The 26,017-nt window shown below is 48.3% G+C and carries 21 protein-coding genes; 14 read left to right on the top strand and 7 right to left on the bottom strand.

Translation table 11 applies throughout. From position 1 onward, the window contains the following. Nucleotides 1-186 precede the first annotated feature (186 nt). Genes lolC through lolE form a run of 3 tightly spaced genes read left to right on the top strand, consistent with a single transcriptional unit; the run spans nt 187 to nt 3,318 of the window. A complete protein-coding gene (lolC, locus tag GMA8713_RS10450) occupies nt 187-1,383 on the top strand; it encodes a lipoprotein-releasing ABC transporter permease subunit LolC (protein ID WP_062708974.1) in 1,197 nt (398 codons plus the stop codon). Beyond that, nucleotides 1,376-2,077 carry a lipoprotein-releasing ABC transporter ATP-binding protein LolD gene (gene lolD, locus GMA8713_RS10445; protein ID WP_062708971.1) on the top strand — a complete coding sequence of 234 codons (702 nt, stop codon included), beginning with the start codon at nt 1,376-1,378 and terminating at the stop codon, nt 2,075-2,077. The genes lolC and lolD overlap by 8 nt, the downstream gene beginning before the upstream one ends. Next, entirely contained in the window at nt 2,074-3,318 is a 1,245-nt protein-coding gene (lolE, locus tag GMA8713_RS10440; RefSeq protein ID WP_062708968.1) for a lipoprotein-releasing ABC transporter permease subunit LolE, read from the top strand. Before lolD ends, lolE begins: the two co-directional genes overlap by 4 nt. A gap of 122 nt (nt 3,319-3,440) precedes the next feature. Here the strand turns inward: lolE and GMA8713_RS10435 are convergent, their stop codons facing one another. Further along, on the bottom strand, nt 3,441-3,998 hold the full coding sequence (locus GMA8713_RS10435) for a DUF2062 domain-containing protein (RefSeq protein WP_062708965.1): 558 nt from the start codon (nt 3,996-3,998) through the stop codon (nt 3,441-3,443). A 32-nt stretch (nt 3,999-4,030) separates the two neighbouring features. Here GMA8713_RS10435 and GMA8713_RS10430 point away from each other — a divergent pair, with 32 nt between their 5' ends. Genes GMA8713_RS10430 through kdsB form a run of 5 tightly spaced genes read left to right on the top strand, consistent with a single transcriptional unit; the run spans nt 4,031 to nt 10,020 of the window. After that, complete coding sequence (locus tag GMA8713_RS10430; protein WP_062708962.1) at nt 4,031-6,280, top strand: DNA internalization-related competence protein ComEC/Rec2; 2,250 nt, start codon at nt 4,031-4,033, stop codon at nt 6,278-6,280. A 35-nt stretch (nt 6,281-6,315) separates the two neighbouring features. After that, nucleotides 6,316-8,073: a lipid A ABC transporter ATP-binding protein/permease MsbA gene (msbA, locus tag GMA8713_RS10425; RefSeq protein WP_062708958.1), complete on the top strand. Its 1,758-nt coding sequence runs from the start codon at nt 6,316-6,318 to the stop codon at nt 8,071-8,073. 3 nt (nt 8,074-8,076) lie between these two features. Next, nucleotides 8,077-9,108, top strand: a complete 1,032-nt coding sequence (lpxK, locus tag GMA8713_RS10420; protein WP_062708955.1) for a tetraacyldisaccharide 4'-kinase — start codon at nt 8,077-8,079, stop codon at nt 9,106-9,108. Beyond that, entirely contained in the window at nt 9,089-9,271 is a 183-nt protein-coding gene (locus GMA8713_RS10415) for a Trm112 family protein (RefSeq protein WP_002540511.1), read from the top strand. Before lpxK ends, GMA8713_RS10415 begins: the two co-directional genes overlap by 20 nt. Beyond that, nucleotides 9,268-10,020: a 3-deoxy-manno-octulosonate cytidylyltransferase gene (kdsB, locus tag GMA8713_RS10410; protein ID WP_062708952.1), complete on the top strand. Its 753-nt coding sequence runs from the start codon at nt 9,268-9,270 to the stop codon at nt 10,018-10,020. Before GMA8713_RS10415 ends, kdsB begins: the two co-directional genes overlap by 4 nt. Before the next feature lie 69 nt (nt 10,021-10,089). Here kdsB and elyC read toward each other — a convergent pair whose 3' ends face one another. Then, nucleotides 10,090-10,980 (bottom strand): envelope biogenesis factor ElyC, encoded by an 891-nt coding sequence (gene elyC, locus GMA8713_RS10405; RefSeq protein WP_062708949.1) that lies wholly within the window; start codon nt 10,978-10,980, stop codon nt 10,090-10,092. 113 nt (nt 10,981-11,093) lie between these two features. Here elyC and cmoM point away from each other — a divergent pair, with 113 nt between their 5' ends. From cmoM to mukB, 4 genes are read left to right on the top strand one after another with little or no spacing between them, the layout of a single operon-like run. After that, on the top strand, nt 11,094-11,876 hold the full coding sequence (gene cmoM / locus GMA8713_RS10400; protein WP_062708946.1) for a tRNA uridine 5-oxyacetic acid(34) methyltransferase CmoM: 783 nt from the start codon (nt 11,094-11,096) through the stop codon (nt 11,874-11,876). Nucleotides 11,877-11,913: 37 nt separating this feature from the next. Beyond that, nucleotides 11,914-13,236: a chromosome partition protein MukF gene (gene mukF, locus GMA8713_RS10395; RefSeq protein WP_046305876.1), complete on the top strand. Its 1,323-nt coding sequence runs from the start codon at nt 11,914-11,916 to the stop codon at nt 13,234-13,236. Next, a complete protein-coding gene (mukE, locus tag GMA8713_RS10390) occupies nt 13,217-13,939 on the top strand; it encodes a chromosome partition protein MukE (RefSeq protein WP_062708943.1) in 723 nt (240 codons plus the stop codon). Before mukF ends, mukE begins: the two co-directional genes overlap by 20 nt. Beyond that, a complete protein-coding gene (gene mukB / locus GMA8713_RS10385) occupies nt 13,936-18,396 on the top strand; it encodes a chromosome partition protein MukB (protein WP_062708939.1) in 4,461 nt (1,486 codons plus the stop codon). Before mukE ends, mukB begins: the two co-directional genes overlap by 4 nt. Nucleotides 18,397-18,455: 59 nt before the next feature. Here mukB and GMA8713_RS10380 read toward each other — a convergent pair whose 3' ends face one another. From GMA8713_RS10380 to GMA8713_RS10365, 4 genes are all read right to left on the bottom strand, one after another. Then, nucleotides 18,456-20,771 (bottom strand): methyl-accepting chemotaxis protein, encoded by a 2,316-nt coding sequence (locus GMA8713_RS10380; protein ID WP_062708936.1) that lies wholly within the window; start codon nt 20,769-20,771, stop codon nt 18,456-18,458. 338 nt (nt 20,772-21,109) lie between these two features. Beyond that, the gene (locus tag GMA8713_RS10375) at nt 21,110-21,607 is read right to left on the bottom strand and encodes a GNAT family N-acetyltransferase (protein ID WP_062708933.1); all 498 of its coding nucleotides are present in this window, start codon (nt 21,605-21,607) and stop codon (nt 21,110-21,112) included. A 9-nt stretch (nt 21,608-21,616) separates the two neighbouring features. After that, the gene (locus GMA8713_RS10370; RefSeq protein ID WP_062708931.1) at nt 21,617-22,312 is read right to left on the bottom strand and encodes an aspartate/glutamate racemase family protein; all 696 of its coding nucleotides are present in this window, start codon (nt 22,310-22,312) and stop codon (nt 21,617-21,619) included. A gap of 422 nt (nt 22,313-22,734) precedes the next feature. After that, the gene (locus GMA8713_RS10365) at nt 22,735-23,961 is read right to left on the bottom strand and encodes an EAL domain-containing response regulator (protein ID WP_062708928.1); all 1,227 of its coding nucleotides are present in this window, start codon (nt 23,959-23,961) and stop codon (nt 22,735-22,737) included. A gap of 303 nt (nt 23,962-24,264) precedes the next feature. Between GMA8713_RS10365 and GMA8713_RS10360 the strand changes: the two genes are divergently transcribed. Further along, on the top strand, nt 24,265-24,888 hold the full coding sequence (locus GMA8713_RS10360) for a DMT family transporter (RefSeq protein WP_232314410.1): 624 nt from the start codon (nt 24,265-24,267) through the stop codon (nt 24,886-24,888). Further along, nucleotides 24,803-25,156: an EamA family transporter gene (locus tag GMA8713_RS28070; RefSeq protein ID WP_232314409.1), complete on the top strand. Its 354-nt coding sequence runs from the start codon at nt 24,803-24,805 to the stop codon at nt 25,154-25,156. The genes GMA8713_RS10360 and GMA8713_RS28070 overlap by 86 nt, the downstream gene beginning before the upstream one ends. 39 nt (nt 25,157-25,195) lie before the next feature. Here GMA8713_RS28070 and GMA8713_RS10355 read toward each other — a convergent pair whose 3' ends face one another. Then, nucleotides 25,196-25,687 carry a MarR family winged helix-turn-helix transcriptional regulator gene (locus GMA8713_RS10355; RefSeq protein ID WP_062708925.1) on the bottom strand — a complete coding sequence of 164 codons (492 nt, stop codon included), beginning with the start codon at nt 25,685-25,687 and terminating at the stop codon, nt 25,196-25,198. Nucleotides 25,688-26,017 lie beyond the last annotated feature (330 nt).

Here is a 26,017-nt window from a genome sequence, read left to right as displayed (position 1 = left end):
ACAGCACTTAGACAAGCTCGATACTTCAGGTTGTTTAAATTTCGGAACGTTTAGTCTGAAAAAGCATCTGATTACTGCGTTCTACACGTGGTTTCGTGGCAATTAGCTGACCTTAAAGGTATTCTTCTTGCCAAAGATTGCTATGTGTTTGGTATACCACTAAACAACGATTTGAGATCTCATTTTATGTTTCACCCTTTACCGGTGTTTATAGGGCTACGTTATCTGAGAGGGCGATCCGGCGATAAATTCGGCCGTTTCGTCTCTTATATGTCGACTGCGGGTATCACCATTGGTGTGATGGCGCTGGTGACCGTACTTTCTGTGATGAACGGCTTTGAAGGCCAATTAAAGCACCGTATTCTTGGCGTGATTCCACAAGCCATTGTGGCGGGCGATGCCCAGCATGCACCTGATGTTAACACGTTGGCAAAGCTTGATGGCGTGACAGGAACAGCGCCTGTCGTCAGCACAGATTCCGTGGTACAGAGTCCGAAGTCTATTTCGGCCGGTAAGTTGCTTGGTGTGGATGTCGGCGCGCGTGAGCCAATCCGTGAATTTATGGTACGCGGTGATTTCGATTCACTGACGCCAGGTAGTTACAATCTGGTTCTGGGTAGAAAAACTGCCCGTGATTTGGATGTTTCAGTGGGCGATAAGGTCCGAGTGATGATCACCAGTGCCAGCCAATTCACCCCGGTAGGACGTATTCCTTCCCAACGTAATTTTACAGTGACAGGCATCTACGACACGGCGACCGATGTCGATAACCAACTGATGTTTGGTAACCTCAATGATGTGGCGCGCCTTATGCGTCTTCCCCGATCTCAGCCAGCAGATTTAAGGCTTTTCGTTGAAGAACCTTTCAATGTGCCAACACTGGAAAAAGTCGCAGAAAGCATGGGGTATGAGTGGTCAGATTGGCGCGCACTGCGTGGTGAGCTTTTTCAGGCAGTAAAAATGGAAAAGAACATGATGGGATTGATGCTAAGCCTGATCATTCTGGTCGCTGCTTTTAACATCATTTCTGCTCTGATTATGGTGGTGATGGAGAAGCAATCTGAAGTCGCCATTCTCAAAACCCAAGGTATGAATCATAACGGTATCGTCGCGTTATTCGTTGTCCAAGGCGCGAGCAGCGGTGTAATTGGTGCACTGCTGGGCGGTGTTGCGGGCTCTGTGCTTGCGCTAAACATCAATGAAGTGATGGCGTTATTCAACCTAAGCTTGCTGGGAGGCGGATTGTCATTGCCAGTAGTTCTGAAGCCTGAGCAAGTGCTTTCTGTCGTGATTGGTGCGATAGCACTAAGTCTTATTGCCACCCTGTTTCCGTCGTTAAAGGCGGCTTCTGTTCGTCCAGCCGAGGCGCTTCGCTATGAGTAATGCATTATTAGCCTGTTCCAACGTCACTAAAACTTATCAGGAAGGGGAGTTGGAAACTCACGTATTGAAAGGCGTGTCCTTCTCGATTGAAAAAGGCGAACTGGTAGCGATCGTCGGTGCGTCGGGGTCGGGTAAAAGTACGTTACTTCATATCCTTGGCGCGCTGGATACGCTGACCGAAGGTGATGTGTTTTTTGAAGACAAAAACCTGATGAAAATGCGAGCCTCAGAGCAGGCGACACTGCGAAATCAAAGCATTGGTTTTATTTATCAGTTCCACCACCTTCTCGCTGATTTTACCGCTGTAGAAAATGTGGCCATGCCGCTGATGATTGGCGGTGAGAAGCCTGCCGAAGCGAAGCGTCGCGCGATGGAAATGTTGGAAGCGGTAGGCATGGGTCATCGTGGTGAACATCGTCCGTCAGAGCTGTCCGGCGGTGAGCGTCAGCGTGTGGCGATTGCCCGTGCTGTAGTTAATCGTCCAGCTTTGGTCTTGGCGGATGAACCAACCGGTAACCTCGACCATAAAACCGCATTGGATATTTATGATCTGATGCGTGAGCTGAACAAGGAATTCAATACCGCGTTTTTGGTGGTGACTCACGACCGTGAGCTTGCGCAGAAACTGGATCGTCAGCTTTCGATGCTGGATGGTCAGTTTGTGGAATCGACCGCTGAGGCCGTGGCATCATGATGGATTCTTTAGCGCTGTTTATCGGGCGCAGATTCAGCAAAGCCAAACGGCGCAATAAGCTGGTGTCCTTCATCTCAGTATCTTCCATGATTGGTATCTCTGTTGGCGTCATGGTCATCATTGTTGGTTTATCGGCCATGAACGGCTTTGAACGCGAATTGAATAACCGCGTGCTGGCAGTGATTCCCCATGCCCAACTGGAAGGCGTTGAAGCGCCAGTTGAAGCGTGGAAGGAAATGAAAGAAACGGCTGAGGCCAATCCTTGGGTTTCTGCTGGGGCACCTTACGTGACGTTCACGGCCTTGTTGGAAAAAGGAGCCAACTTAAAGCCGGTGCAAATCCGCGGTATCGACCCCGAACAGGAAGTGCGCGTCAGCAATATCGGTGATTACGTGCTTGATAACGCCTGGTCGACACTCACTCCTGGAAATCATGCTGTGGTGCTGGGTAAAGGCATGGCAGATGGTTTGGGTGTTGAAGTCGGAGATTGGGTGACGGCATTGGTGCCTTCGCCGGATCCCGAGTTAAAGCTGCGTGCTCCCCAACGTATACGCATGCAGGTTTCTGGTGTGCTGAGCTTGGGGGGCCAGATTGATCATGGCCTGGCACTTGTGCCGATTCAAGATGCACAGCAATACCTTGATATGGGTGATGCGGTTTCAGGCGTTGCACTGAGAGTCAAAGACCCGCTTGAAGCGCGCAAGATCGTTCGTGAAGTGGGGTATACGCTCAAAGATTATGTGTACCTAAAAAACTGGACGCAGGAATACGGTTTCCTTTATCGCGATATCCAAATGGTACGCGCGATTATGTATCTGGTGATGGTGTTAGTCATCGGCGTGGCCTGCTTCAATATTGTGTCTACCTTGATGATGGCAGTGAAAGACCGAGCAGCAGATGTGGCGGTGCTGCGTACGATGGGTGCAAAAGATGGTCTGATCCGCTCCATTTTTATCTGGCACGGCTTTCTTTCGGGGTTGATTGGCAGCCTGATGGGTTCGATTGCAGGCTGTTTGATTGCATTGAATCTGACGACGATTGTTGGCTGGATTGAAACTCTGACTGGGCAGGACTTTCTCTCAGGTGATATTTACTTTGTCGATTTCCTGCCAACTCAACTTCAGATGGCGGATGTATTGCTGGTATCCGTTACAGCGATTGTGTTGAGTCTTCTAGCTACCTGGTATCCCGCTCAGCGTGCCTGCAAGTTGCAACCCGCTGCCGTATTGAGCGCAAGGTAACGGTGATAAAATGCGCGATTACATCCTAATGTGAGAAGGGTGTGTATAAGCTCGCAGCACGAATCAGAATAAAAAAATACCCCGCTTTTGCGGGGTATTTTTTATGTATCTGTTTTTGTTTTCTAGCTGTCAGTTTTGGTTTTTTTCTTCTTTAGCGCTTTGATCTTGGGCAGACGTAAGCGGCGCTTTTGCCAGCTTCTGACCACCGAATATCGCCAAATACCCCTGACACCGAAATACCCGATAAGCCCAAACACCACGCCGCAAACGAAGGAACCCAGCAGGAAAGGAGGCCCAATCTGGCTCATTTGATTGAACAGGAAATCCCAAGTCAGTTCAAAGTGGAAGTGGTAGTCGGGCGTACCCATCAACCATGTTCCAACTTTGTAAGCTCCCCAGAATATCAATGGCATGGTAATGGGGTTGGTGATCCAAACCAGCGCAACAGAAAGGGGCAGGTTCACGCCAAACATGATGGCAAGTCCAACTGCCATGATCATCTGGCTCGGAAGCGGCACGAATGCCATAAACAGGCCAACGGCAAATGCACCAGACGCAGAACGACGGTTCAAGCACCAGAGGTTAGGGTCATAAAGCAGGTTGCCAAAGACCGCCAACGCCTTTTGCTTGCGAATGACGTCGTGTCTGGGGAGAAATTTTTTAATTATTTTTCTTGGCATAGATCTTCATTTCACACGAAACGACTACCGATATGAGAATCATGCTCGGCATCGTGGTGGCTATTGTCTCGCTTAGATGGTGGCCAGCGCTCCCGGAACCCACATTAATGCTTGGGCTTCTCGCTGTCATCCTTGTCCAATACAAACGCGTTCCTCTGTTTGTTATTGGTCTCACCCTTGGCTGTCTGGTGGCGTCCAGCGCAGCGTCACTGCATTTGTTTAAAACCAGTACCGCTTTGACAGTGGTTCAGAATACTACCATAGCGGGCAAAGTTGGCAGCCTTTTTACAGGGGAAAATCAGCAAACAAATGTAATCTTTGATGTCGATTCGGTGAATGGGCGCAAATTGACCGTTTTTGAGAAATTCCGCGCCCGACTTTATTGGCGCAGTGAATCTCCCGTAAAACAAGGGCAACAATGGGAGCTCTCTGTTCGAATTCGCGAACCATATGGCCGGGTAAATGAGGCAGGGTTCGATGCTGAAACCTATTTCCTCTCAAAGCATATTCATGCTAAAGGCAGCGTGCTTTCTGCAAATCTGATTGACGAAGGGATATCCGCCAGGCAGTGGCTATTTGACCGGGTACTTCCTCAAGTCCTTCCGTTCGAAAACAGCGCACTTTTGGTTGCACTCGCGTTTGGTGAAAGGACAATGTTAACCAGCCATGATTGGATGACGCTAAGGAACACAGGCTTGGCACACCTTCTGGCTATCTCGGGTCTTCATATCGGCTTGGCGTTCTTCTTTGGTTACAGTGTAACTAAAAGTTGCATGCCGCTGCTTAGTCGGTCAGATAGATATCTCTGGCTTTCCGTACTGGCAGGTTTGGGGTGTGCTATCACCTATGCTTGGTTGGCGGGCTTTTCATTAACGGCTCAAAGGGCGCTCATTGCTTTAGTCGTTTTCATGGCGATTCGACAATCGGGTTTTAGCATCAGTCCATTCAATACCTTTTTGTTCGTGCTGGGCGTCGTACTACTTATTGACCCGCTGTCGGTCTTCTCCGTCAGTTTCTGGCTTTCTTTTGGTGCGGTGATGGTGCTTTGCGTCATGACGTTTACGACTGGCAGAGGGGAGTCGCAAGGTTCGTTGAATTACGTCATCCAGTTGTTTCGCATGCAGTGTTATCTCATTGTCGGTATGTTACCTCTGACATGGGCTTGGTTCGGGGGAGTCAGTTTCCTTTCTTTACTCTGCAATCTGATTGCGGTGCCCATCGTGAGTCTGCTGACGGTACCATTCATATTACTCTCGCTTCTGGCGAGTTCAGTATTTAGCGCGGCATGGTTATGGCGTCTCGCCGATTATTCACTTTGGCCAATCCGTCAGATGTTAAACCATGCCGATATCGGGTGGTGGGATATTCAAAGCACTTCCTTGAGTTTTGTTCTTATCCTTGTCCTGATGCTGTATTTGCTATCTCTGGGAACATTTCGAAAATTCCAAGTGCTTTCTATGGTGATGATCCTTAGTTTGGTGGGCTGGCGTGCTTCTACTGAGAAGTCAAACGAATGGCAGGTTGATGTTCTTGATGTTGGACACGGACTGGCAGTGCTGGTCGAAAAGAATGGCGAAGCAATCCTCTATGACACAGGCGCTGCATGGTCTTCAGGCAGTATCGCGCAATCCGTGATCGAGCCTATTCTTTCCTCTAGAAACAGCAAATTAACCGGGTTGATTCTCAGTCATGGAGACAATGATCACTCTGGTGGCGCGGATTGGGTTATCGAAAATCTGTCGCCAGATTGGGTGAGAACGCCTGAAGCTGGTGGTGGCTATATTCCTTGTGTCCGCGGCGCAGACTGGCAATGGCAATCACTGAACTTCGAGGTGTTATATCCTAACGAAGTGACTGAAGAGGCAAAAAACGAAGATTCTTGCGTTGTGCGCATCTCAGACGAAAACTATTCAGTTTTGCTGACGGGAGACTTACCCAAAGAGCAGGAGTTACGGCTTGTCAAAAATGAGATTGATGTCAGTGCTGACGTGCTGTTGGTTCCACATCACGGCAGCAAAACATCATCCTCTGTGGGTTTTATTGATGCAGTTAATCCGAGCGTGGCTATCGCATCGACAGGTCGTTACACGCCATGGAATTTGCCAAACCCAGATGTGGTCAAGAGGTATGGCGAGCGCAAGATTTCTTGGTATGAAACCGGACAACATGGCCAAGTGGGTGTACATTTCTCAGACAAGGGTTGGCGGGTTAGTAGCCAACGTCTTGATATCGAGCCTTTTTGGTATAGGAAGATGTTTGGACCACCCCCAATAAAAGAGTAGAATGCCCGCTACTTGCAAGAATATAAGCCAATAACATGTCATCAAACTACCAAGACAAAACCACCTGGGAAACCTTCAAGCAACTTTGGCCATACATCGCCAACTATAAAATAGGCCTGGTAGTTGCTGTTATCGCGCTGATTGTTAACGCTGCTGCGGATACCTTGATGGTATCTATGCTGAAGCCTCTTCTTGATGAAGGCTTTACCTATGACGTCGTAGACAGCGATTTCCTTAAATGGATGCCTGTATATCTCGTTGGCTTGATGTTGGTGCGTGGATTGTCGAGCTTCGTTTCTGCGTATGGGCTTTCATGGGTGTCCGGTAAAGTCGTGATGACCATGCGACGCCGCATGTTTAACCATTTCATGAAGATGCCGGTCAGCTTCTTCGACAAAGAATCTTCAGGAGCGCTACTGTCCCGTATCACCTATGATTCAGAGCAGGTTGCTAATGCCACCAGTGGTGCTTTAGTCAGTCTGGTGCGCGAAGGTGCGTCGATTATCGGCTTGATGATCTTGATGTTTTACAACAGTTGGCAGCTTTCGGCGATTCTTTTGGTTATCGCCCCAATCGTAGCGATTGCAATCCGTGTTGTCTCCAAACGCTTCCGTAAAATTTCGTCCAACATGCAGGAAGCGATGGGTTCGGTGACCTCATCTGCAGAACAAATGCTAAAAGGCCACAAAGTGGTATTGAGCTTTGGCGGACAGGAAGTAGAAAAAGCTCGTTTTGAAGATGTTTCAAACCGCATGCGTCAACAAACCATGAAGCTGGTGTCTGCGCAGGCGATTGCTAACCCAGTGATTCAGCTGATCGCGTCTTTTGCTTTGGTTGCAGTGCTTGTTTTGGCAAACACAGACGCAATTCGCAGCGAGCTGAGTGCTGGTACTTTTGCCGTGGTTTTTGCTGCCATGTTTGGTCTGATGCGTCCACTGAAAGCGCTGACCAATGTAACCTCACAGTTCCAGCGCGGTATGGCTGCGTGTAACAGCCTTTTTGAACTGATGGAAATGGAAACCGAAAAAGACAACGGTAAACACGTTGCCGAGCGCGTGAAAGGTGATATCAAAGTCAACGACGTTGTCTTCACTTACCCAACCAAAGATGCGCCAGCACTTAATCACGTGACCTTTGATTTGCCAGCCGGGCAGACACTGGCGTTGGTAGGACGCTCCGGTTCAGGTAAGAGTACCATTGCCAACTTGCTCACCCGTTTCTACGAAATCGACAGCGGTGAAATTACCATTGATGGCGTTAAGATTCAGGATTACACCTTGGGGAATCTGCGTGATCATGTCGCGATTGTTTCTCAAAACGTGCACCTGTTTAACGACACCATCGCTAATAACATTGCTTACGCGGCTGAGAACGAGTACACCCGCGAAGAGATTGAACGCGCAGCAGACTTGGCTTACGCGTCAGACTTTATCCGCAACATGGATAAAGGCTTTGACACTGTGATCGGTGAAAATGGTGTAAGCCTTTCCGGTGGACAGCGCCAACGTATCGCTATTGCCCGCGCTTTACTGCGTAATGCGCCAGTGCTGATTCTCGATGAAGCAACCTCTGCGTTGGATACAGAGTCAGAGCGTGCTATCCAGGCTGCGCTGGACGAGCTGCAAAAAGACCGTACAGTGCTGGTGATTGCGCACCGACTGTCGACCATTGAAAACGCTGATCAAATTCTGGTTGTCGATGAAGGTGAGATCGTTGAACGTGGCACTCACGCCGACTTGCTCGCCAAAGATGGTGCATACGCACAGCTCCATCGTATCCAGTTTGGAGAATAACGCTTGGCGGGTTTGGTCGAAAAAATCTGGTTTGAAAACCACCCGCTAGGTTGGATTGGCGCGCCACTTTTGTGGCCGCTGAGCAAGTTGTTTGGCGCGATTGCGAAAAAACGTCGCGCAGCATTTTTAGCTGGCACCAGTGGTGCCTATCAGGCGCCAGTTCCTGTGATCGTTGTTGGTAACATCACGGTGGGCGGCAATGGTAAAACCCCCGTGGTCATTTGGCTGGTGGAGCAATTGAAAGCCAAAGGTTTCAACCCTGGCGTGGTTTCTCGAGGCTATGGCGGCAAGGCTGAAAGCTATCCGTTTGTCGTTGACGACAGTACCAACACCGACAAAGCAGGGGATGAGCCTGTTTTAATTTACCAACGCACCAAAGTGCCTGTCGCTATCTCACCTGTTCGTAGTGATGCCGTAAAGGCGCTGTTGCCATTGGGCGTAGATATCGTCATCACTGACGATGGCCTTCAGCATTACAAACTGGCGCGAGATATTGAATTCGTTATCGTTGATGGTGAGCGCCGTTTTGGTAACGAACAATACATGCCATTTGGCCCGCTACGTGAGCAGACCGATCGCTTGGGCAGTGTTGATTTCGTTGTATGCAACGGCGGTGAAGCAGAAGCGGATGAAATCGCGATGTCGCTGAAGCCGGCTGAGTTTATCAACCTGAAAACAGGCGAACGTGCTTCTGCTGATTCAATCAATTCGCCTGTGGCTCTTGCGGGAATCGGGAACCCACAGCGCTTTTTTAATACTTTGGTCTCTCTTGGTGTTAAACCAGTGCATTGTGAGCCGTTTGCTGACCACAAAGCATTCGAATACGCACAATTGGACGCATTGGCGAAGAAAGGTCAGAATTTGCTGATGACGGAAAAAGACGCAGTGAAATGCCGCGCCTTTATCAGCCAGTACCCAGACATTGAAAATTGGTGGTATCTGCCTGTTGACGCTGCGTTTAGCGACACAGATACGGCCAACATTTTGAACAAAATCATGAAAGTGAAGGATGGATATGGATCACCGACTGCTTGAAATCGTTGCTTGCCCTGCTTGTAAGGGAAAGCTCAACTACAACAAAGAAAATAACGAGTTGGTATGTAAATTCGACCGCTTGGCTTATCCAATCCGCGAAGGTATTCCAGTCATGCTGACAACAGAAGCACGCGAAATGTCTTCTGACGAGGTTAAACAATGAAATTCACCGTGGTGATCCCGGCGCGTTATGCGTCGAGCCGCCTACCTGCAAAACCTCTGGTTGATATCGGTGGCAAGCCGATGATCCAATGGGTTTATGAACAGGCAATGAAGTCAGGCGCAGACAAAGTCATCATTGCGACTGACGATCAACGCATTGTTGATGCAGCCAATGCCTTCGGTGGTGAAGTATGTATGACGCGCGAAGATCACCAATCGGGCACTGAGCGCTTGGCGGAAGTGGTTGAGAAATACAGATTGACTGCTGATGAAATCATCGTGAATGTTCAAGGTGATGAACCACTGATCCCACCAAGCGTGATTCGTCAGGTGGCAGAGAACTTAGCCCGCAGTGAAGCGCCAATGTCGACACTGGCTGTGAATATCGACCATGCGGAAGAAGTGTTCAATCCAAATGCCGTAAAAGTCGTTACTGATAAAGACGGTTACGCATTGTATTTTAGCCGCGCAACGATTCCATGGGATCGCGATAACTTTGCCAAGGCTCCTGCTGAAATTCATCACAACCTGAAGCGTCATATTGGCATCTATGGTTACCGTGCTGGCTTTATCAATACCTACATCAACTGGGCACCAAGCCCCATTGAGTATATCGAATGTTTGGAACAGCTTCGTGTGCTTTGGTATGGCGAGAAAATCCATGTGGATGTTGCTATTGAAGCGCCGCCAGCGGGTGTTGATACCCCTGAAGATCTTGAAGTGGTGCGCAAGCTGATTGCCGCTCAATAATCTTATTACTAATAGAAAAAAACGCCCTGACTCAGTCAGGGCGTTTTTATTTCCGATTCAAAAAGCGTGCTAATTGGCTGGAGCCAGATTATCTGCATTGGGATTGATGGCCTGATCCAGCTCTTCGATATCTTCCATCACAGCATCTTTGTTTTGCTCCGGAGAGGTAACAGGGTCACCTTGAAGGACCGCTTCCTGTTGCGCAACTTTGTCCCGTAGGCGTTGCCAAAGCTGGCCAAGGTTTTCGTGCCAGTAACGTTCGAACTGCTCAAGGTACTGCGCACGAGGGCCGTACTTGATCCACGGTTGGTGAATCTCTTTCTGCGCCATGAAGTTGGTTGGTGCTGGAATTGGGTTCAAGCCCGCATTCTCGAATTCATACATTGCACGTGGCATGTGGTTCGCTGATGTCACCAGCACAAGATTACTATCACCAACAACAGAAGCGGCTTGGAAAGCTTCTTCCCAGGTGTCTTTCGCGGTCTCAAGTAACAGGATGTTGTTCTTGTTGACACCCAGCGCCATCGCAACCCTTGCCAGCATTCGCGCATGGCTCACTTCATATCCACCGTCATAGCCAGAAAGGATCAATTTTGAAGTCGGATACATGAAGTGAATTCGGATGCCTTCAGCAAGACGCATCAGTGCAACACGTGACAATTCTGACGTTGGCGGAATCTCATCATCAACGACATGTCCGTGACCCAGAACCATCACATAGTCGACAGGCTCTTCTGTTGGCAAGAAGGGCTCATATTGACGTTCCAGCCTCATGAGAAGTGAGGAAGTGAACGGTTGAAAAGAAACCAATGTCATTAACAGCAGCGAAACAAAAACGAGGAACGAACCGAAGCCTTTGCGCTGGGTAAACCAGATCAAAAAGAGACCGAAGAATCCAATAAGCAGTAGCGCAGGCAAGGGCATCAGTAAAGTTGATATAAGTTTTTTTAGTTCAAACATGAAATGTCGCCCGAAATATAGTCAAACAGGGGCCAGAAAGTGCATCAGACCTTTATTAACGGCAGGCTTATGCGAAAATAAACCCCTTAGCAGACAATGATAACGAAGGCACTGTGACAGGGGATAGAAATTTCGACGACATTGCCCACAAATTTGTTAAAAACATTTATGGCTCGGGCAAGGGAGAAATCCGCCAAGCCGTTGTTTGGCAAGATCTCGTATCAATACTTAGCCGCTTGGGTGAATCCAGTCCATTAGACATTTTGGACGCTGGAGGCGGTTTAGCGCAGCTATCGCAACAAATTGCACATCGTGGACACAAAGTCACCTTGTGTGATCTTTCTTCACAGATGCTCGAACTGGCGGAAAAAGATATCGAAGAAGCAGGCCTTCTGCCGCAATATCGCTTCGTCCACGCGCCTGCGCAGGAAATCGCACAGCATGTTGATAAACCATTCGATTTGATGCTTTTTCATGCAGTGATGGAATGGCTGGCAGATCCACGTGAAGCACTGGATGTCGTACTGTCACAAGTTAAGCCGGGCGGTGTTGCGTCGGTCATGTTCTACAACCAAAATGGATTGCTGTTTAAGAATTTAATATGCGGCAATTTGACCCATGTAGAAGAAGGCATGCCGCACAGAAAACGTTTCAAACTCCAGCCTCAAAAAGGTCTTCAACCGGAAGATGTTTACACATGGATTGAAGAGGCTGGTTTTAATATTTTGGGGAAAAGTGGTGTCCGCACGTTCCATGACTATATGAAAGACACAAGAACGGGCGAGTTCACCTTTGAACAGGTGGTGGCGATGGAGCAGAAGCTCTGCCGTCAGGAACCATTTATCTCGTTAGGTCGCTACATTCATGTGTACGCACAGAGACCTATCGAGTCATAACTATTACAAGATTACACGTATACAACAAGGAAAACGGATGAGCGAATTCTCTCAGACTGTTCCTGAGTTGGTTGGTTGGGTGAAAACGAATGACTTCTCCCTCAATCTGCCGCCGGAACGGCTGGCATTTCTCCTTGCCGTTGCTGTACTCAGCAGCGAGCGTTACGAGGAGGAGCTAGGGGAAGGGGAGCTGATTGATGCATTCCGTATCGTCAGTGACCAATTCGATCAAGCTAGCGAAACCATCGCGTTTCGTGCGAACAATGCCATCAACGACTTGGTACGCAGCCGCCTGCTAAGCCGTTTCACCAGTGAAATGACGGACGGTGCGAGTATTTACCGACTCACACCGCTGGCACTGGGTATCAGCGATTACTATGCGCGCCACCGCGAATACAGCTCTCTCAAGCTTTCGATTCAACTGTCCATGGTGGCAGATGAGATTGATAAAGCCCTGACCGCTGCCGCAGAAGATGGTGATGCAGATTTCTGGCGTAAGAATGTTTATGGCGTACTGAAGTATTCAGTGGCCGAAATTTTCGATCGTATCGATCTGAATCAGCGCACCATGGATGAACAGCAGCAGAAAGTGAAAGAAGACATTGCTGCGCTGTTGAACCAAGACTGGCAGGCGGCGATTGCCAACTGTGAGCAACTGCTGAACGAAACCTCCAGCACACTCCGCGAACTTCAGGACACCCTGCAATCAGCAGGTGACCAACTGCAAACCCAGCTTTTGAATATTCAGGAACAGGTACAAGGCCGCGACGATTTAGATTTCGTTGATGCCATGATCTACAACCTGCAAATGAAGCTAGACCGCATTGTGAACTGGGGCCAGCAGGCGATTGACCTGTGGATCGGTTACGACCGCCACGTTCACAAATTTATTCGTAATGCCATCGACATGGACAAGAACCGCGCGTTTAGCCAGCGTCTTCGCCAGTCGGTGACAGAATACTTCGATAACCCATGGTTCCTGACCTTTGCCGATGCAGAGCGTCTGCGCGATATGCGTGACGAAGCACTGGTACTTCGTGATGACGAAGTGACTGGCGAAATGCCGGCAGAAGTCGAGTTTGAGGAACTGACACTGGTTAACGACCAATTGAGCGACCAAATCTCTGACATGCTGTCTCGTCACCGTACGACGGGCGAGGGCATTGATTTGGGCGTGGTACTGAAAAACTATCTGGCTCAACACCCACAAGCACGCCACTTCGACTTAGCGCGGATTGTGATCAACCAAGCGGTTCGCCTTGGTTACTCGCAATCTGACTTGAGTGCGATTCAGCCGGACTGGCAGGCAATTAACGATTATGGAGCCAAGGTACAAGCGAATGTCATCGATAAATATTGAAGAATTTATGCCGGAAGAATTGGCCAAAGCGATTGCCAATCCTTTATTCCCGGCTTTGGATAGTGCGCTGCGTGCTGGCCGCCATATTGCCAGCGAAGATCTGGACAATCATGCATACCTGATTGAATTCGAAAACCCCTTGCAGCATTTCTACCAGCGTTATAACGCGGAGTTAGTACGAGCGCCGGAAGGCTTTTTCTATCTGCGCCCTCGTTCAACCTCGTTGATCGGACGCGCAGTGTTGTCCGAACTCGACATGCTGGTGGGTAAGGTGCTTTGTTTCCTTTACCTGAGCCCAGAGCGTCTGGCGCAGGAAGGTATTTTCACCACTCAGGAACTGTTCGACGAACTGCTGACACTGGCAGACGAGAAAAAACTGATGAAGCTGGTGACACTCCGTGCATCTGGCTCTGACTTGGACCGTGAAAAACTGTTCGACAAAGTGAAGACCTCACTGCGTCGTCTTCGCCGCTTGGGCATGATTGTGCCAATCGGAGAGAACGGCAAATTCCGCGTTAGCGAAGCGACATTCCGCTTCGGTGCTGATGTGCGTGCGGGAGACGACATCCGCGAAGCACAACTGCGTCTGATCCGTGATGGCGAAGCTGTCATCCACACCCAAGAGCACGCTCAATCAAGCCTGCTGAAAGATGAAGAACACGACGAAGAGCGTGAAGATGATGATCAGGAGGTTCAGGTATGACCCAACGCGGTAAATTCCAATCGCTGACTATGGTCAACTGGAACGGTTTCTTTGCCCGTACATTTGACATCGACAATCTGGTCACGACGCTTTCTGGCGGTAACGGTGCGGGTAAATCCACCACCATGGCGGCGTTCATCACCGCGATGATCCCTGACCAAAGCCTGCTGCATTTCCGTAACACCACAGAAGCGGGCAGCTCTAACGCGTCACGCGATAAAGGCCTGCACGGTAAATTGAAGCCGGGTGCCTGTTATGCTGCGCTGGATGTTGTGAACTCGCGTAACCAACGTATTCTGTTCGGTGTTCGTCTGCAACAAGTAGCGGGTCGTGATAGGAAAGTTGATATCAAGCCTTTCATCGTTCAGGGTTTGCCATCTGGCGTGAAGCCAACTGACATCCTGATCGAAAACGTGTCTGCAAATCAGGTTCGCGTTCGTCAATTGAACGAGGTGAAAGACGCGCTGGCAGACTACGATACGGCGCATTACAAAGCGTTCAACTCTGTGACGGATTATCACGCGCAGATGTTCGAGTTCGGAGCTTTGCCGAAGAAGCTGCGCAACAGCAGCGATCGTTCTAAGTTCTACCGCCTGATTGAAGCATCGCTTTACGGTGGTATCTCGAGCGCAATTACCAAATCCCTGCGTGATTACCTGTTGCCACAAAACGGCGGCGTGAAGAAAGCCTTCCAAGACATGGAAGTGGCACTTCGTGAAAACCGTATGACGCTGGAAGCGATCAAGCTGACCCAGCGTGACCGTGACTTGTTCAAGCACCTGATCACTGAATCGACCAACTATGTGGCGTCCGACTACATGCGCCATGCTAACGAGCGTCGCAAGAAGCTCGAGCTGGCACTGCAGCGCCGCGGCGAACTGTTAGGTTCTCGCCGCCAGTTGGATGATTTCCAATCCACATTTGGCCGTATGACGGACGAACTGGATGCACTGACTGATAGCCAGACTCACCTTGAGCAAGACTATCAAGCCGCGTCTGACCATCTCCAATTGGTTCAGACCGCCGTGCGTCAGCAAGAGAAAGTTGAGCGCTATCAGGAAGACTTGGAAGAGCTGGCAGTCCGTCTCGAAGAGCAGATGATGGTGGTGGAAGAAGCCACAGAACAGCTCGCGATGGCGGAAGAACAGGCGCACCTTTCTGAAGAAGAAGTGGATAGCCTGAAAACCCAGCTTGCGGATTACCAGCAAGCGCTGGATATGCAGCAAACCCGCGCGCTGCAATATCAGCAAGCGGTGAAAGCGCTGGAAAAAGCCCGTGAACTGACAGGCAATGACGAGCTTTCACAAGAAAACGCAACCGAATATTTGGGTTCACTGAAAGCACAGGAAGAGGCACAAACCTCTGAGCTTTTAAGCCTGAAACACAAGCTGGATCTGTCTTCTGCCGCAGCTAAACAGTTCGAGCGTGGCCTTCAATTGGTGCGCAGCATCGCTGGCGAAGTCGAACGTTCTGATGCAGGCGCGAAAGCCCGCGAAGTGATCGCAAAAGGCCGCGAATTCGCGAATCTTGCGGCAAATGCTGAACAGTTGACCTCACAGCATCGCGACCTTGAGCGTCAGATGCGCAGTTTCCAGCAGGCGAAAACCCTGTCTGAGCAGTATCAACGTCAGTTCAACGAAACCGTGGCTTCGGAAGAAGTGGTTGAGCTAGAAATGGCGCGTCAGCAAGAACGTTTGGAAACTGCAGAAGAGGCGGTCGGCGAGCAAGCGGAGAAAGTCCGCGAACTGCAACGCAGCGAAAACGAAATCAATGCTAAAGCGGTTGAGTTCGAAAAAGTCGCGCCCGCCTGGATTGCCGCGCAAGAAGCGCTGGAGAAATTGGCAGAACAAACAGACGCCGAGCTTTACGACAATCAGGCGGTGCTGGATACCATGCAACGCGTGATGGCGGATGAGCGTGAAACTATCTCGACCCGCGATAAGCTGCAAGCTGAGAAACAAGCGCTGGAAGCTGAAATCGAACGTCTGGCGCAGCCGGGCGGCAGCGATGATGCACGTCTGCAGTCTCTGGCTGACACACTGGGCGGCACGCTGCTTTCTGAAATTTACGATGACATCACTATTGATGATGCTCCGTATTTCTCAGCGCTTTATGGCCCGGCACGTCACGCGATTGTTGTACCTGATCTGAAAGGTATTAAAGAGAAGCTGCTGGATCTGGATGATTGCCCGGAAGATCTCTACATCATCGAAGGTGATGCAGACGGTTTTGACGATAGCGTATTCGATGTTGAAGAGCTGGAAGATGCGGTTTGTGTTCACCTGAACGACCGTCAGCTTCGTTACTCTCGCTTCCCGAAAATCCCGCTATTTGGACGCGCGGCGCGTGAGCACCGTTTAGAAATCTTACGTGAGAAGCGTGAAGAGTTAGTCGAAAACTACGCCAAAGCCTCGTTTGATGCGCAGAAGCTTCAACGCCTGACCCAGAGCTTCAACCAGTTCGTGTCGAACCACATGAACGTAGCGTTCAACGAAGATCCAGAAGCGGCTCTGAAAGACCTGCGTGAAAAGCGTGGCAGCGTTCAGCGTCAACTGGCTCAGCTCCGCGAGAGCGAGCAGCAGGTGCGTAGCCAACTTACCGGTTCAAAAGAAGCGATTGCACTTCTGAACAAACTTCAGCATGTCGTTAACGCGTTGGAAGACGAAACGCTGGAAGGTCGTCTGGAAGAAGTGGAAAGCCGCCTGTCTCAGGCAGACGAAGCTCGTCACTTTACCCGCGAACACGGCAAAGCGCTGGCTGAGCTGGAGAATCTGGTTTCAACACTGGATGCCGACCCAGAGCAATTTGATGCACTGAACGCCGCCTACCAAGACGCGGATGAAGCGCTGCAATCGCTGAAGAAAACGCTTTTCGCACTGTCTGATTTGGTAGAGCGTCGTCATCACTTTGGTTATGCCGACGCGGTTGAGCTTCTTGATAAAAGCAGCGAACTGAATGAACAGCTGAAAGCTAAGCTGGTAGATGCTGAGCGCGCACGTACCCGTTCACGTGAACACGTGAAGCAGGTTCGCGATCAGGTGAACCAATACAACCAGCTTCTGGCGTCTCTGAAAAGCTCGCACCAAGCGAAACAAGAAACGGTGGCTGAGTTCAAACGTGAATTGGTTGAGCTGGGTGTTCGCGCCGATGTAGAAGCAGAAGAGCGCGCACGTATTCGTCGTGACGAGCTAAATGCGCAGCTTTCACAATCACGCAGCCGTAAGAGTGAGCTGGAAAAAGGCTTGACGTCGATTGAGCTGGAGATGAAGTCTCTGGTGAAAACGCTGAAGAAAGCCAGCAAAGAATACACCGAACTGCGTACTTTCGTCGTCAATGCGAAAGCGGGTTGGATGGATGTGTTGAAGATTGCCCGTAGCAGCAACGTAGAGAAGCAACTGAACCGCCGAGAAATGGCGTACATGTCTGCTGACGAGCTGCGTTCACTGTCGGATAAATCCTTGGGTGCGTTGCGTCTGGCAGTCGCAGACAACGAAACGCTGCGGGATGCACTGCGTGCGTCTGAAGACATGGCGCGTCCTGAGCGTAAGGTTCTTTTCTACGTGGCGGTTTACCAGCACCTGCGCGAGCGTATTCGCCACGACATTATTCGAACCGATGATCCGGTCGAAGCGATTGAAGAAATGGAAGTGGAACTGGCACGTTTGACGGAAGAACTGACTCAGCGTGAGAAGCGTCTGGCTATCAGCTCAGAGTCCGTGGCGAACATTATCCGCAAGACCATTCAGCGCGAACAAAACCGTATTCGCCTGTTGAACCAGGGCTTGTCTAACATTGCCTTTGGTCAGGTGAAGGGCGTGCGGCTGAACGTGTCGATTCGAGATACCCATGCGCAATTGTTAGAAGGTTTGGCGGAGAAAGCTGAACAACATCAAGACTTGTTTGGTAACAACCGTCTGACCTTCTCTGAAGCGATGGCAAAACTGTTCCAACGTTTGAACCCGCATATCGATCTGGGTCAACGCTCTCCTCAGATTCTGGGTGAAGAGTTGCTGGACTACCGTAACTACCTGGAACTGGGTATTGAAGTTAACCGCGGTACTGACGGATGGCTACAAGCGGAATCCGGCGCATTGTCAACGGGTGAAGCGATTGGCACCGGTCAGGCAATTCTGTTGATGGTGGTACAGAGCTGGGAAGAAGAATCCCGCCGTCTGCGCGGTAAAGATGTGATTCCTTGTCGTCTGCTGTTCCTTGATGAGGCAGCGCGTCTGGATGCGAAGTCAATCTCGACCCTGTTCGAGCTTTGTCATCGTCTGGATATGCAGCTTTTGATTGCAGCGCCGGAAAACATCAGCCCAGAGCAGGGAACCACCTACAAACTGGTACGTAAGATATTTAATGATAAAGAACACGTACATGTGGTGGGTCTGCGCGGTTTCGGTGATGTGGCAAAAACCAGTCATCCGATTCAGGAAGCGCTTGAAATCGCAGAGTAATTGGAAGATAAAAATAGGAAGGCCAGCAACTGCTGGCCTTTGATTGTATGACAGAGCTGTCAGGCTATTTTGAAAGTACCGATTTGTTGCGTTAGCTTTCTCGTTTGCTCATTGATGCTGACTGCCTTGCCGTCAGTGTTCACCGTCATCTCTGAAACGTGTTCAGATGAACTGGCAATGGCATTAACGTTCATGGAGATATTTTCAGTGACTGAAGATTGCTGTGTTGCAGCAGTGGCAATCTGGGTATTCATGTCATTGATATCTACCATCATGCCTTCAATTTTTGCCAGCATTTCATTGTTTCGATTGCAGTTCTCTACACTGCTTGCCACAAACTGGTTTGCCCCTCTTATTCCATTGACCACTTTGTCTGTCTCTGCCTGAAGTGATTCCACCTTGGCGCGGATTTCTTCCGTAGAGGTCTGAGTTCGGATCGCCAAAGAACGCACTTCATCGGCAACAACCGCAAAGCCCCGGCCTTGCTCACCTGCACGGGCTGCCTCAATGGCGGCATTCAAAGCTAGTAGATTGGTCTGTTCTGCGATTCCCTGAATTACGTCAAGCACAGAGCCAATGGAGTGACTTTCTGAGGAGAGTTGCTCCATTGATTGAGTTGCTTCATTCATTTTGTCAGAAAGAGAAGAGATTTCGTTAACCAGTTGCTTTCCGACATCGGCGCTTTGGCGCACTGATTTCACCACATTCTCTGAAGATTCAGAGGCCGTATGGGCAAAGTTTGCCACTTCGGAAATAGACGTATTCATTTCGGTCGCGGCAGTAGCCACTTGACCGGAATTGGTTGCCTGCTGGTCTACCTGTCCTCGCATTGAACTGATGTTTTTCTGGATCTCCGAAGATGCTTCTCCAAGTGCTCTAACGGTGGTATCAGCTCCTTTAATTAGGTTCATGAAATCATCTAGCATGACGTTCATTGAAGTTGAAAGTTGAGTGATTTCATCTTTTCCTTTCACTTCCAGACGTGAGGTCAAGTCATGATTTTGCGCGATACTGGTAATAATGTTGGTGAGATTAACGATGGGTTTACTGATGCTGGAAGCTATCAGCCAAGCTAGAAGAATCGCCACAACGATCACCACGGTACCTGTAATACCCGCAGTCTGATATAGCTCCGACTTGAGTGCCACTACCTTTGCCAGTGCTTCCAGTTTGTTTATTTCGGAAACCAAAGCCCATTGTGTGTCAAGAATATTGATAGGAGTGTAAGCGGCAAAGACAGTATTGCCCATGTGATTATTGGTCGTAATAAATCCTTTTTCGCCGTTTAGTGCATTCTTGGTATGGCTTGAATTTATCGGTTGCTGGCCTGCAGAAGAATCTGTGATGGCAATACGATTAATTATCTCTGGTGCGACACTGCTCTCTGTGAGGAGTTTGAGGTATTCATCTTTGTTTTCAACCAACATTCTAGCCTGTGATCGCATGAGCCCATCAGCACCAACAAGAAATGTTTCGCCGGATTCGCCCAACCCATCTTCACGCCATTTCCCATGATAGGTCATTATCCCGTTAATGGTGTCAATCGGCATTTGAAAGATCAACACGCCGATGTTTTGGCCATCTTTCACCACAGGGGAGCCGATAAAGGAAGCCGGATTATCATAAGAGGGGTAATAAGGTGCAAAATCAATAAATGCAAAATCGCCATTGGCGAGGTCTTTGGCTCCAACGAAAGCTTCAGCAAGTCCACTGTCTCGGTAGGGGCCTGTGACTAGATTGGTACCGTAATCCAACTCCTTGAAAACCGAATACACAACGTTTCCTGCATTATCTACGAGAAAAATGTCGTAGTAACCAAATGACTCGAGGAAAGTACGGTAGTTATTGTGATAGACCTCGTGCACCTCGCTATAGATTGTGCCGTCATCAGCTTTGTCTAACAAATGCTTGTTACCCAGAGGGTTCTCGTTTAGGCCGATGTAAGCCTGTTGCAGCAGCAAACCATTTAAACCGATGCTATCGAGGTTGGTATCTGCGTTAGCGCTTTTCTTGTTGGTTTCCTGATAAGTCGCACCGAACTCATTGATGTAGTAGCTTTTGAGAATGTCCGCCTGATTGGCTCTGGGAAAGGTTTCGGTCGATACGCTACTAAAACTATTCGAAAATTGTGCCATGGCATCTTCTGTCATGGTGGAGTTTGCAAGGTTTATTAATTGCTTGCGGATATTAATGAAGTAATCTTCGACTTCAGCTTTTTTAACTTCCCTCATTGAAAGTAGCTGGTTTTCAATCTGGTGCTCCAGAGCGAGCGTTGAAGTTGTTATTGCTGTTACGGTAAGTAAGCTGGCCGTTGCAATGACTGCTATGGCGCTGATTGCGACGAACACCATTTTTACTTTTGTTGAGATCTTCATGCTTCCCGTGCTCCACAATAGAAACATATGTTGCAAATAGAAATTCTTAAAAGTGTAGAGAATCTTTTGCTTTAAATGGGGGATTTACACTTATTTCTTTTCTTATTGCTGCTAAGGTCATGAAATCTTGATAAATAAAATTTTATTCAATCAAGTCAGAGTGATAGGGAATAAGTTGGATAAATATAGAGAAAAATTAACTTATTCTCTGGAGGGTTTGTAAGTGTTTTTAGACTGATTGGTATTTTTGGGCTAGGAAAAGGTGTGGGGCAGAACGAGGGTCTTTCTGCCTGTTGAAATTTAAAGAAAGATAGTATTCGCTGAATGATATCATGGTATTAAATGGATTTTTCTAAGATTGCTACAGAATGGTATTTATCAAATTTGTATCCAACATCTGTCAGTATGCCAACCTGTTGAAAGCCAAATTTTTCATGCAGCCTCATAGACGCGGGGTTCGGTAAAGTGATCACTGAGTACGCACGGGATACGGGTGAAACTGACATTTTGTCGAGTAGCGTTTGAAGCAATTTTGTTCCCAACCCTTTTGTTCGAAGCTCATGATGCAGGTAGATGGTGATTTCAGAACTGACTTTATAAGCTCGCTTTTCGCGAAACTCACTGTTGTATGCAAAACCAATCACTTCACCGTTTTCATTTTCTTTTACTAACACATGGTAGTATCCATCACTATTAACTAGCTTTTCCAACCAAGCCTGACGTCGCTCAATTGTCCATGGTTCATAGTCGAAAGTAATCGAAGTTTCGCGAACATAGTGGTTGTAAATGGTATTAATAGCTGGAAGATCTCCGGCCTGTGCTGCTCGAATTGTCATACTGTTTCCTTACTGAACAGACAGTGCTAGTTTAACCGCTGCTTCAGCGTGTAATTCAGTGGTGTCGTAGAGTGGGATGGGGGTGTGTTGTTGTTTTATGAGGAGTCCAATCTCAGTGCAACCTAGGATAACGCCCTCAACTCCACGTGCTTTGAGTGTGTCGATAACTGAAAGGTATTGTTTCCGGGAGTGAGTATTGACCTCACCCTTTACCAGCTCCTGATAAATAATTTCGTGGACAATGTTCTGATGCGAATCCTCCGGTACACTCACTTCAATACCATGCGACTCCAACCGTTCCTTATAGAATGGCTGTGACATGGTAAAACGCGTGCCCAGCAGGCCAACATGTTTGATACCGTCTCCTTTGAGTTTTTGTGCAGTTGCATCCGCGATATGAATCAGAGGAACGGAAATCGCATCCTGAACCTCGATGGCAACCTTGTGCATGGTATTAGTGCCAATCAACATAAAGTCCGCACCTGCACTTTCCAACTTTTTGGCTTCGCCAGCTAACTGCGCAGCCGATTGGTCCCAGGCTCCGGCACGTTGCTGTGCTTCAATTTCCGCAAAGTCAACACTGCTCATCAGAATCTTGGCAGAGTGGTGGCCGCCAACAGCCTTACGAATATATTGGTTCAGCAGTCGATAGTAAATCGCTGTCGACTCCCAGCTCATGCCGCCAATCAAGCCAATTGTTTTCATGTTCGTATCCCTGAACGATGTTGAGGTACCTCCCCTGAATATATATTGAATAACCTACGGAAATATACCCCAACAACATGAAGATGCAGGATTTAGCCAGATTGATTGGCGTTGTGATCGTGGTGTTCCTTTGCTGGTGTAATCATCTCATCAAGGTAAGAAAAAGCTAATTGTTTGAGAGCGACCTTGACTGAGTGAGATTGCGGAAGAGTTGGGCGTAATCATGGAACAACTGATTTATGCCTTTGTTACCTGCCATGCAAGTAAACCCTTGCCAATAGTAGCTTCTGGCAAGTTTAAACGTTTGGTATCTCTAGCTCAGGCCATGTCAGTTGAGATGATTAGGGAACAGTGATATCGCATTTGGGCTTTCAGTAAAGGCCCAGGTGTTCGATAGGGGCTATTGTGTTTTCAAGAATGTGTCAGCGATTGGTTACGTCGGCACTGGCGTTGGCACCAACGCTTTTCAGCCAATTAGTATACCAGCTTTGTAAGGCTTCAATCGGGCGTGGGCGGCAAATCAGAAAACCTTGAAGCAAAATACCGGGATATTGTCTTGAAAGGTAATCCAGCTCTTCAAAATTTTCGATACCTTCTGCAACTAGATCTACGTTAAATTTACTGGTTATGTCCGATAGAGATTGCACGATCACTTGGCTAAATTGGTCTTGATGAATCTGGCTTATTAGCGTGCGATCAATTTTGACTTCAGTAAATGGCAAGCTTCGCAACTGCTGCAAGTTGGTGAATCCGGTACCGAAATCATCTAGAGATAGGCCAAAGCCACGGATTCTTAATCGATTAAGTGACTCCATTTGCTCAGCCGATTTTAGTGCGTATTCTTCAGTGATCTCGAGGACCACTCGGGATTTATCGATGTCATGGGATTTGAAGAGCTCTTCTAAACGATTTGGAATTTCCAAATCTGCTAACTGCTGTGGAGAGAGGTTGATGCTGATTTTTACTTTATCCCCAAATATTTGCGATAGTATATCCATATTTAAGGCTGTTGCTTCTGCCAACTGTATGGTGAGCAAATCCATTAAGTCATACTGTATCGCTGTAGGGATGAAGCGGCCTGGGAGGATAGCATCGGTCTCACCAGGTTTTTGAATGCGTGCCAGTACCTCTAGGCTGTCCACACGATTATTGTCAGGGTTCATTTTTGGTTGGTAGTAGGGCACTATCTGGTGATGGACGATGCTGGTGATGAGCTCCTTTTTGGTCATTTTCTTGAATTTCAGAAACCTGCGCTCTTCAAACTGGTCCATTCTATCCAGAATAAGTTGTAGGGTCTCTATGGTCAGTGGCTTGGCGATATTCCCTAACAAACATACCTGCTGTTGTCGTGCAACTTCTGCCGCCAGTTCGATGACTCTGACATCTAGGTCTGAAATTATGCAAACACCCCCGCCAAATTTCATATTGCCTAGCTCTCGAATGACGCCCATACCGTCAATGCCGGGCATGTTCAGATCTGTGAACACAATATCGTATTTAGTTGGCGAGTGATGCAGTTCTTCCAGTGCTGCTTTGGGGTTGTTGAAGGTCTTCACCTTATTGATGCCGATATCCGATAAAATAGACTTCATCATCAATAATATGGCGTCAGAATCGTCGACGACGAGAATCCTTCTTGTCACTGGCATCTATCTGCTCTCCAAGTGTGTGTCTCAGATATAAAACTAGATGCTTAATTTGAAAAAATAAAATGCGCTTTGTTGTATTGTTTGGCGGATATTTCAGTAGTAGAGCAGATTTCCTGAAAAATAATAAGGTTATTGTTACTTCTGTCAGTTAAATACATATAAAAATTATGCTCTTAGGAGTGTTTCGAAGAGAGTGCCACATTTGGCTAGAGGCTACGGGCAGCCGAGATATATTATGCACTAATGTTCAATAGCGTGATCTCGCACAGATTTCTAGGCGAATGAGAAGTACAGAGAATAAGAATGAAAATGAGAAAACTTGATGTCATGGAGTTGATGCTGCTCGCTGCGCTTTGGGGTGGTTCCTTCATTTTGATCCGTTATGCGGTACCGGACTTTGGCCCTTTCGCACTTATTCTTGTTCGGGTTGGGCTTGGTGCTTTGCTCCTTATTCCGTTATTGCAGTTGAAAGGTCAAACCACAGCTTTCAGGAAGCACTGGTTCCATGCCTGCGCTGTTGGGCTTTTCAGTTCAGCGGTTCCGTTCCTTTTGTTTGCTTATGCCATGGTCGATGTCACCGGAAGTTTTGCCTCTATTGTCAACGCAGGGACGCCAATTTGGGGGGCGATTATTGCCTACCTCTGGCTCGGCGAATCCCTCAATCGCAACAGGATCTTTGGCCTGTTGTTAGGTGTGCTAGGCGTAATTGTTCTAGTTTGGGGTAAGCTCAATTTTGGTGACCAAGGGCTGGGGTGGCCAGTGATAGCTGTATTGGGGGCAACCCTGATGTATGGAATATCCGCCAGCTACACTAAAGCGATTCCTTACAGGTGTTCGGCCTTTGGTAACTGCAACGGGCAGTCAGGTTGGTTCAACAATGATTCTGCTGCCTTTGGGCATTCTCTTTTGGCCAGATACGCCACCTAGTTCTGCAGCCTGGATCGCCGCAGCCATTTTGGGTATTGCAGCTACGGGCTTTGCTTACATCTTATTTTTCCGGTTAATAAGCAGGGTTGGGCCAACGAATACCATTGCGGTTACCTTTCTCATTCCACTTTTTGCTGTGATGTGGGGGGGGATCTTTCTTGGGGAAATTATTACGCCAAGAATGTTGGCGGGGGGCTTAACGATCTTTGCTGGTACAGCTCTAACGACGGGAATAGTGAGTTTTGGACGAAGGGAAAAGCGTGCATAAAAAAGAGCCCAAATGGGCTCTTTTCGATCCTGCTTTTAATCACTCAGAACGCACAGGCTCTGCTGATGTAAGAGGTGTAACTTCCAAAAGTGGTGCCGCGTCAATATTGTCAGCGTTCATCATCGAAGAAATGCGCTGAACAGAAGAGATAAGCAGAGATTGTTCCCATTCTTCAAGAGACTGGAACCGGGAAATGAAACTTTCCTGCAAAGGCTTTGGTGCTTGCTCCAACGCCTTCACGCCCTCAGTTGTCAGGTGGGCATGAACTTTGCGCTTATCCAGATTGCTTCGCACACGCACAATCAGGTTGCGATTTGCCAGACGATCAAGAATTGTAGTCGCTGTTGCCTGACTCATGTTCGTGTGATTGGAAAGTTGACGTATGGTGACTTCGCCCAGTTCCTGAATTGCACGCATTAAAACCAATTGAGGTCCTGTCAAACCTGCTTCTTTATTTAGTTTTCTAGAATGCAGATCGATAGCTCGGATGATTTGTCGTAGTGCAACCAGAACCTCTTCGTGCTTCTCCATAGAAGCCTCTCCTTTAGACTGCAGGATGTTAAAAATCGCGGGAATTATCGACATAAAAGATCAAGATTTAAAGATCTTTTACTCAGGAATATTGCTAATCGTGCAATAACCATAAAAGACGGAGACTTTCATCACTGAATAACACCAGAAAGTACCGTCGTTCTTTCATATAAAAACGCCTGCGATGCTCTATGTATCAGTGATAATTTTAGGTCAACCCTACACCTAAGGCGTAATTAGCCTCAAGCGATGTTACACGAAGCTCCCCTGAACCTCTCACTCTTCTTTGAAATATAGTGAAAGTCCTATAACTTCAAAGAGTAATATGGC

The sequence above is a fragment of the Grimontia marina genome (assembly GCF_900060185.1).
Classification (GTDB): domain Bacteria; phylum Pseudomonadota; class Gammaproteobacteria; order Enterobacterales; family Vibrionaceae; genus Enterovibrio; species Enterovibrio marinus.
The sequence above is the reverse complement of the archived record's forward strand: the minus strand, read 5'-3'. Positions and strand labels throughout refer to the sequence as shown.

Excerpts from the sequence above, each read along its gene's own strand:
- lolC (WP_062708974.1), top strand. The coding sequence starts at position 187 with ATGTTTCACCCTTTACCGGTGTTTATAGGGCTACGTTATCTGAGAGGG.
- lolD (WP_062708971.1), top strand. The coding sequence starts at position 1,376 with ATGAGTAATGCATTATTAGCCTGTTCCAACGTCACTAAAACTTATCAG.
- lolE (WP_062708968.1), top strand. The coding sequence starts at position 2,074 with ATGATGGATTCTTTAGCGCTGTTTATCGGGCGCAGATTCAGCAAAGCC.
- GMA8713_RS10435 (WP_062708965.1), bottom strand. The coding sequence starts at position 3,998 with ATGCCAAGAAAAATAATTAAAAAATTTCTCCCCAGACACGACGTCATT.
- GMA8713_RS10430 (WP_062708962.1), top strand. The coding sequence starts at position 4,031 with ATGAGAATCATGCTCGGCATCGTGGTGGCTATTGTCTCGCTTAGATGG.
- msbA (WP_062708958.1), top strand. The coding sequence starts at position 6,316 with ATGTCATCAAACTACCAAGACAAAACCACCTGGGAAACCTTCAAGCAA.
- GMA8713_RS10415 (WP_002540511.1), top strand. The coding sequence starts at position 9,089 with ATGGATCACCGACTGCTTGAAATCGTTGCTTGCCCTGCTTGTAAGGGA.
- kdsB (WP_062708952.1), top strand. The coding sequence starts at position 9,268 with ATGAAATTCACCGTGGTGATCCCGGCGCGTTATGCGTCGAGCCGCCTA.
- elyC (WP_062708949.1), bottom strand. The coding sequence starts at position 10,980 with ATGTTTGAACTAAAAAAACTTATATCAACTTTACTGATGCCCTTGCCT.
- mukF (WP_046305876.1), top strand. The coding sequence starts at position 11,914 with ATGAGCGAATTCTCTCAGACTGTTCCTGAGTTGGTTGGTTGGGTGAAA.
- mukE (WP_062708943.1), top strand. The coding sequence starts at position 13,217 with ATGTCATCGATAAATATTGAAGAATTTATGCCGGAAGAATTGGCCAAA.
- mukB (WP_062708939.1), top strand. The coding sequence starts at position 13,936 with ATGACCCAACGCGGTAAATTCCAATCGCTGACTATGGTCAACTGGAAC.
- GMA8713_RS10380 (WP_062708936.1), bottom strand. The coding sequence starts at position 20,771 with ATGAAGATCTCAACAAAAGTAAAAATGGTGTTCGTCGCAATCAGCGCC.
- GMA8713_RS10375 (WP_062708933.1), bottom strand. The coding sequence starts at position 21,607 with ATGACAATTCGAGCAGCACAGGCCGGAGATCTTCCAGCTATTAATACC.
- GMA8713_RS10370 (WP_062708931.1), bottom strand. The coding sequence starts at position 22,312 with ATGAAAACAATTGGCTTGATTGGCGGCATGAGCTGGGAGTCGACAGCG.
- GMA8713_RS10365 (WP_062708928.1), bottom strand. The coding sequence starts at position 23,961 with ATGCCAGTGACAAGAAGGATTCTCGTCGTCGACGATTCTGACGCCATA.
- GMA8713_RS10360 (WP_232314410.1), top strand. The coding sequence starts at position 24,265 with ATGAAAATGAGAAAACTTGATGTCATGGAGTTGATGCTGCTCGCTGCG.
- GMA8713_RS10355 (WP_062708925.1), bottom strand. The coding sequence starts at position 25,687 with ATGGAGAAGCACGAAGAGGTTCTGGTTGCACTACGACAAATCATCCGA.